This is a genomic window from Thermomicrobium sp. (assembly GCF_053493975.1).
Genome location: NZ_JBRBZA010000038.1, coordinates 1 through 6,878, shown reverse-complemented (window position 1 = coordinate 6,878; position 6,878 = coordinate 1). Strand labels below are relative to the sequence as shown.

The window sequence follows — 6,878 nt, the reverse complement described above, 5'->3', positions numbered from 1 at the left end:
GTCCGTCGAGCTCGATCGCCGCCACGCCCGCGAGCGTGCTCTCGCCGAGCAGGTGACTGCACTCTCCCAGGCCAACCGCGATTTCCAGGCGCAAGTGCAGTCCCTCACCGGTGAGCGCGACCAGTTGGCGACCGAGCGTGATCAGCTGACCGGCGAGCGGGATCGCCTGCAGGCGCGCCTGAACGAGCTCGCGGCGACCAACGCCGCGCAGGAAAAGCGGATCCAGGAACTGACCGGTCAGGTCGAAGAGCAGAGTCGCCAGCTCAGCCAGGTGCGCGAAGAGGCGACGCGGCAGCAACAACGGGCCGAGACAGCCGAGGAAGAGAGCGCGATCCTCCTTCAGGTCGTGATCCTCGATGAGGAGATCAACCGGGAGTTTGGCCGGTTCGCGACTGCAGTGCTCGAGATGCAGGATGCGTACTATCTCGGTAACCGCCTGGCCTTCGACAATGCTGCCCGTCGCGCTCAAGCGAGCAAGCAGCGTCTCGATCAGCTCTTCGCCCAGCGCGATCGGCTGCTCGCGCAACTCGGCTTCTAGGAGGCAGCGATGGGGCGCGCGAACGCGCTGTTGCTCGTCGCCGTCGTGCTGGCTGCGCTGCTGGTCGCGAGTTTGGGCGGACTCGCGGTGGCGCGCTGGCAGGCAGCGGCTCCCCTGCCGACTCTCGCACCGGACCTGGTCCTGACGGTGACACCCATCCCGACCGTCCCACCGCCCGCGACGCCGCTGGCGACTCCGAGCGTCGCTCCCTCCCCAGTGACCACGCCGCACGCGGCGTTCTCTGACCCTGACCGAGCGCTTCGCAGCGTGGTACAAATCCGCACGACGCGCGGCCAGGGGTCCGGCTTCGTCTGGGCGCGCGAAACCACGCGCACGCTCATCGTGACCGCGGCGCACGTGGTCGAGGGTGCCAGCAGCGTCACGGTGGTCGTCTCGGATGGAACAGCCTATCCGACGACGGTGCTCGCCCGCGACACCCAGCGGGATGTGGCGGTCCTGGCCGCGCCGGCCATCGCCGGTGTGACCCCGCTCCCGCTCGGTAGCACGCGCGAACTGCCGCTCGGCGCGGCCCTCACCGTACTCGGCTACCCGCTGGGCGATTTGCTCCTGGGTGATCCCACGGTGACCCGCGGTGTGTTCTCCGCCCGCCGCACCTTCGACGGAATCGCGTTCATGCAGACCGATGCCGCGATGAACCCCGGCATCAGCGGCGCGCCCGTACTGGACGTGCAGGGTCGGGTCGTCGGGATCGCCGTCGGATCGATCCCCTGGGCAGGCCAGATCCCCGCCCAGGGAGTCAACTTCGCGGTCACGATCGAAGAGATCGAACGCGTGGTGTCGACGGTCAGCGCTTGACGAATGGTCGACGTTTTCGCTCGGCTTGAGCTTGGAAGGAGGGTCTACCTGTGGCTGGCAAGTGGCACTTTCAGGTCGCACGAGGTATCGGCCTCGCTCCAGGAGTGGCCGTTCGCGATGTCTTAGCCAACACCGGAATGCCTTCAGGAGAGCTTCTCGCAAGAGAGGTCATTCAGAACTCCGTTGACGCGGCTGACGAATCGAGTGGCCAGCACGCGGTTCGAATATGCTTCAGATTCATCGAATACGACAGGTCGATTCTCAGTCTGCTCGACATGAGCAAAGGTTCGGAGTTCACCAAGAGGATCGAATCCGCTGGTTTCGGTGATCTCGGCCTGCATCCCTTGAACGCGATCTCGCCACAAGGCGAGAGACCGCACAAGATCCGGGGGCTCTTGATCGAGGATTTCGGTACGAGAGGTTTGCGCGGCGACCCTACCGATACGAGTTCCGACATGCACAAGTTGCTCTTCTCCGTCGGCAATACGGACAAAGACAGTGCCTTCGGAACAGGGGGCTCGTACGGCTTCGGCAAGAGCGCCCTCGCTATCTGCTCCATGTTGAACACGATCATCTGCTACACCGTCTACCGCAGCCAGAACGGACTTGACAAGCGTTTGATCGGAGCGGCTTATCTGAGAAAACACAAGTTTGCCAAAGACGTTTGGACCGGCTGGGCTTGGTTCGGAGCAGCGAGGAGTCGCAAAATCCAGGAGGATGTCTCGGGCCCTGAGCCGATTGAAGGAAGCGAGGCTGAGTCCCTCGCTGTGAAACTGGGATTCGACTCGCGTAGCGAAGACAGTGCAGGGACGTCCATTCTCATATTCGATCTCGCTGACGATGTGACCCCAGAGAGCGTGATGGACGGTATCGAGAAATGGTGGTGGCCCCGCATCGAGGACGGGACGCTCGACGTCAAGGTGATCGATTTCCAAAAACGCGAGCGGATTCCGGAGCCTCGTTCCCGAGAAGAAGTCAAACACTTCGTGGAGGCCTATCGCTTGGCTCTCGGCCTTGCGGAGCCGGCAGGTGACCATCAACGTGCGGTTAGGTTCAACAAATCTCGGAATCTCGAACTGGGTCGTTTGGCGCTCGTTCGCTTGCCGTTTGAACAGCTGGATGACGACCACGAAGAGCCGAAATTGTTAGGCCGCGTCGCGCTCGTGCGGAAACCCAGGATGGTCGTTCAGTATTTCGAGCCCAGGAAGCAGCTCGACTTCGGTGTAGTCGGTGTCTTCGTAGCTGCTGACGATATCGATCGCCTTTTGAAGCTGTCCGAGCCGCCCTCCCACGATCGCTGGGACCCGCGAACCCAACGAGTTCGATCGGTTCAGGACTGGGACGCAGGGAAGGTAGTCGAGAGCGTCTTGGCTCGGATAAAGCAACAATATCGTGATTTCTGCCAGACGGCTCGGCCGCCTATCGATCCTACGAGGAGGTTGGTAGAGTTCGAGCGCTTGCTCGGTTCGATGCTCAAGGTCGCCGGAGGTGTACCTGAAACGGGTGCTCAGTCTCAGGATCCGATTCATATTCGGTTTGCGCGCGGACCTCGTACGGTCATCGTGGGAGAAGGTTCGGCGAAATTCGAAGGGGAGGTGGAGCTCGAACTGGGGGACAGAGCGAAAATCGACGCTGTGTCTGCCGTCTTGTCCGTTGACGCTTTCATAGCTGAAGAGGGATCCATCGAAAAATTCAAGAGTGCGACGGGCGGCGGCACGCAACGCGAAGCGATACCGGTTACCCTAATCTGTGAAGAACAGGAGGTCTTGGCAGAAAACCAGATAAGGATACAGCTGAGCAAGCGTCATCCCATCAAGGTCATATTCGAGAGCGGATCCTTTGAGTCTGAGTGGAGCGTCCAGCTGCGCGTTCGAGTGGAGGCAGGCGATGACGGCCTTCCAAAGGACTGAGACCAGGCTGATCAGACCTATACTCACCATCGACGAGGTGCTCGCCGATGTCGAGCTTCGTTTGAGCCCCGATCAACCGTACACGCGGGACACCTTGCTGGAGGTGCCAGACGAGAATGGCCGAGGGTGTTTTCCTCAACTCCGTGTCGTGTTGCACACGGAACCGATCGACGAGGAATGTCCTGAACTTCGGGATCGATTGCTCCTCACCGTTTGCGTGAGCGAGCGTCCGATACACCGTTCGACCATGGTCTACAGCTCGTCTCTCGATCAGGTGCCTGAAGAAATCGACTTGTATTCGCTCGACTGTGCTCGAGACATTCACTGGCAAGGCGTCGACGAAATCCGGGTCTACCTCTTGCTTGCCCGCTCGGACCCGTCGGCCCTCCCGGGCCGACCGTTCCGAAAAGGACACTGGGTTGCCCAAAAACGCTTCGAGATCCGGTCAAAAGTGCGTAGCGACCACTTCCCCATCACCCTGTGGACTCGCGAGCGATTCGAGAGAGAGCGATTGCCAGGTGACACGGTTTTCTGGCTCGATTTGCGGGACGAGACTATCCTGTTCGAAAAACAGGCCAAACTAGATGATGGTCTTCTCGTTGCCGTCCACGCGGATCTTTTTCGATCGCTCTCCCGGGATCGACGCTTTCAGCGCGAGTTCGCCGTCGAAGTTCTGGCTGAGATCGTGTATCGGGGATTGCGCAGTCTGGAAGGCGAGGCGGTTCCGGAAAACAGCTATCTAGATCGTCTTATCGAACGACTGGCGCGAAAGGCCCGGATCAGCCGCAGGAAGCTCGAAGAGGCGGCCCGTAACGACGACTATTCCACTGTCCGCGCTGTCGTTCAGTCCGCTTACGATCTCCTTCGTGAACTCAGCGCGACGATGCCGTGACGATGCGCGAGGTGCCGCATGCGCTATTACACCCTGGAAAAGCGAGAAGCACTGGCCTACTTGGAAGGGCAGAAAGAAATGCCTTCCACCCAGGAGAAGGGGAGCGGCCCGCTGCTGGACGAAAACGTGATCTGCCTTTGCGTGGAGCGACTGTCTCTCCTGATGAAGGAGATAGCATCGAATCGAGGGCTGAGTGGAGAGCGAGGTGGTCACTTCGAGGCTCGAGCCGTCCCGATCGTCCACAACGCGATCAGCGAGCTCACGATGGCGGACCGCTCGCCCCTCTACGACGACGGATTTTGGCGCTGGTTGGCGGTCTGTCACTTCCGCGAGATAATTAAGCTGAGACATGGACGCGAAAATGAACGGGTGGACGAAAGAAACTTCGGCATTGGGGGTCTTGCCGAGAATTTCGTCTACCGGGTATGGTTGCGTGGCGAAATAGCGTTCGACCCACATCGTTATCCAGAGGATCCCTATCGTCTGGCGATACGCGGCGATCAGGATTTTTGGCGCAGCCACATTTTCCGCCAGGGTTACGCGGCTTCGCGTAGCTTCGCCAAAGCTTTCGTCCGCTTTCAGTACGAGAACCACGAGAGCGGTCGCTTGAGTACCGATCGCATCAGAGAACTGGCGAAGAGGCTCCGGCGCCTTCGCGTCAACGTCGTGTTCGAGTTCCTCGACGAAGAAGAAGCGCTCGAACTGATCCACGAGGAAGCGGGCAAGCTGGATCGGTAGCGGGTCGGTCATGGGTGAAGAGAGAGAATCCTACTACCTACATCCTGAAGGGATACTCGAAAGGGTGCTGAGGATCGGTGGACGGGAGAGCAGATCGCGCATGCAGGATCTGTCCGGCCTCGGGAGCGATGTGGAACCCTGGATGCGCTGGTGGCGAACGTATTTGCGAGGTGGTATAGCGAACGTCGGTAAGAGCGAGTTCCCGGTGCGGATCGTGGATCTCTTTTGCGGTTGCGGCGGTTTTTCTCTCGGAGCTGCCGAAGCCGCGCGCGCGCTGGGGCTCTTGCCGGTTTTCGAGGCAGCGGTCGACATCGACGCCGCTGGCCTGCAGGTCTACTCGCGAAACCTCCAACCCGTCAGAACGATCAATCGTGACGTCGGTACCCTGATCGGGTACTCGGTTCATCGGCTCGCCCGGGGGGAAATACCCGATCGCTCGTCGCTCTTGGACCCAGGCCTGCGATCTCTGGCGGGGCGAGTGGATCTGCTGCTCGCGGGACCACCGTGCGAGGGGCACTCCAATCTGAACAACAAAACCCGACGCAGGGATCCGCGCAACACGCTGGTGCTCGATGCGGTCGCTGTCGCCATCGCGCTCGAAGCCTCGACGGTCGTCATCGAAAATGTCCCCGGGGCGCGTGCAGACGAGCGCCGGGTCGTCCAGTCGGCCGAAGAGGCGCTGAAGTCAGCTGGATACCGCGTGTTGTCTCGCGTGCTCGACGCGAGCGATTATGCCGTCGCGCAGACGCGGCGGCGTCTGTTCATCATGGCATCTCGGCTGAGCGAGCCGTGCGAACGCATGCTGGCGGGCCTCGTCAAGAGTCCTCCGCCCGACGTCCGTTGGGCGATCGAGGATCTCGAGGATGCGGGGGAGTCGCCCCTGGATATTCCCACCCGGCACTCGGCCGAAAACGAGCGAAGGATAGCTTACCTGTTCGAAACTCACTCCTACGATTTGCCCGATGATCTCCGACCGCCCTGCCATCGTGGCGGCCACACCTATCCCTCGGTTTACGGCAGGTTGTCTTGGGACAAACCTGCCGGCACGATCACGACGGGTTTCACCTCCATGGGTCGTGGACGCTTCGTCCACCCATCTCGTCCGAGGACGCTCACACCTCATGAGGCTGCTCGCCTCCAGGGATTTCCTGATTCCTTCCGTTTCGTTTGGGAGGGCGATCGCGTTCCTGCCAGATCACAACTTGCGAAATGGATAGGCGATGCTGTTCCGCCGCCTTTGGCCTATGCTGTCGTCCTGACAGTACTCAAAACGCTGTTGACCCGATGATTGGGTGTGCACTGTGACGGAACCTAAGTCGCCCCCCGCACGGGATCCGATCCGTGCGAAAATCATGCGTTCCGTTCGACGCGCGGACACCCGGGCCGAGCGCACTTTGAAGGAGGCGCTCGAACGGAGAGGAGCCGTTTTTGCGACCAACGACAGATCACTGCCCGGTACTCCTGATATCGTGTTCCCTGATCGGCGCCTAGCAGTGTTCGTCCATGGCTGCTACTGGCATCGCCATCCTGGTTGTAAGCGAGCTACTTTCCCGAAGACCCACCAGGAGTACTGGGCTAAGAAATTTGAGGCTAATGTGAAGCGTGACGAGAGAAAAGTGCAGGCATTGCGCCAACTCGGCTGGGAAGTCCGCGTCGTCTGGGAATGTGAGGTTCTCCGTGACCCAAATAGTGTTGCCGCTTCCCTGCTTGGCGATTCGTGATCACTCAGAGTCGCGCTAACTATCTTGCCGAGAACTGCGCAATGCAGCGATGTCCCGTTCGCTTGCGGTCATGTTCATCGCGCTCGCGAAGGAGGAAACCGTGTCCGACACAGTCCCTTCCATCCGCCTCCCCCTCGAGACGTTGACGCCCTTGTTCCTCGGCGGTGCGGACCCGCGCGGTGACCCCGAGCTCCGCGCCAGTTCCGTCCGCGGCGCGCTCCGCTTCTGGCTCCGGGCACTCCTCGGCGGTTGCTACGGGACCG

At 60.8% G+C, this 6,878-nt stretch carries 8 protein-coding genes; all 8 read left to right on the top strand.

Features of this window, described 5'->3' with window-relative positions:
- Window positions 1-538 (top strand): hypothetical protein (locus ACWIVK_RS07090; RefSeq protein WP_448575946.1); only part of this gene is annotated, 538 nt, incomplete at its 5' end.
- A 9-nt stretch (window positions 539-547) separates the two neighbouring features.
- A complete protein-coding gene (locus tag ACWIVK_RS07085) occupies window positions 548-1,354 on the top strand; it encodes a S1C family serine protease (protein ID WP_448575945.1) in 807 nt (268 codons plus the stop codon).
- 50 nt (window positions 1,355-1,404) lie between these two features.
- Window positions 1,405-3,264 carry a hypothetical protein gene (locus tag ACWIVK_RS07080; RefSeq protein ID WP_448575944.1) on the top strand — a complete coding sequence of 620 codons (1,860 nt, stop codon included), beginning with the start codon at window positions 1,405-1,407 and terminating at the stop codon, window positions 3,262-3,264.
- Entirely contained in the window at window positions 3,242-4,156 is a 915-nt protein-coding gene (locus ACWIVK_RS07075; RefSeq protein ID WP_448575943.1) for a hypothetical protein, read from the top strand. Before ACWIVK_RS07080 ends, ACWIVK_RS07075 begins: the two co-directional genes overlap by 23 nt.
- An 18-nt stretch (window positions 4,157-4,174) precedes the next feature.
- The gene (locus ACWIVK_RS07070; RefSeq protein WP_448575942.1) at window positions 4,175-4,894 is read left to right on the top strand and encodes a DUF6339 family protein; all 720 of its coding nucleotides are present in this window, start codon (window positions 4,175-4,177) and stop codon (window positions 4,892-4,894) included.
- A gap of 100 nt (window positions 4,895-4,994) precedes the next feature.
- Complete coding sequence (locus ACWIVK_RS07065) at window positions 4,995-6,182, top strand: DNA cytosine methyltransferase (RefSeq protein ID WP_448575941.1); 1,188 nt, start codon at window positions 4,995-4,997, stop codon at window positions 6,180-6,182.
- A gap of 4 nt (window positions 6,183-6,186) precedes the next feature.
- A complete protein-coding gene (locus ACWIVK_RS07060) occupies window positions 6,187-6,615 on the top strand; it encodes a very short patch repair endonuclease (RefSeq protein ID WP_448575940.1) in 429 nt (142 codons plus the stop codon).
- Between the two features lie 49 nt (window positions 6,616-6,664).
- Window positions 6,665-6,878: type III-B CRISPR module RAMP protein Cmr1 (gene cmr1 / locus ACWIVK_RS07055; RefSeq protein ID WP_448575939.1), on the top strand; the 214-nt coding region annotated here is incomplete at its 3' end.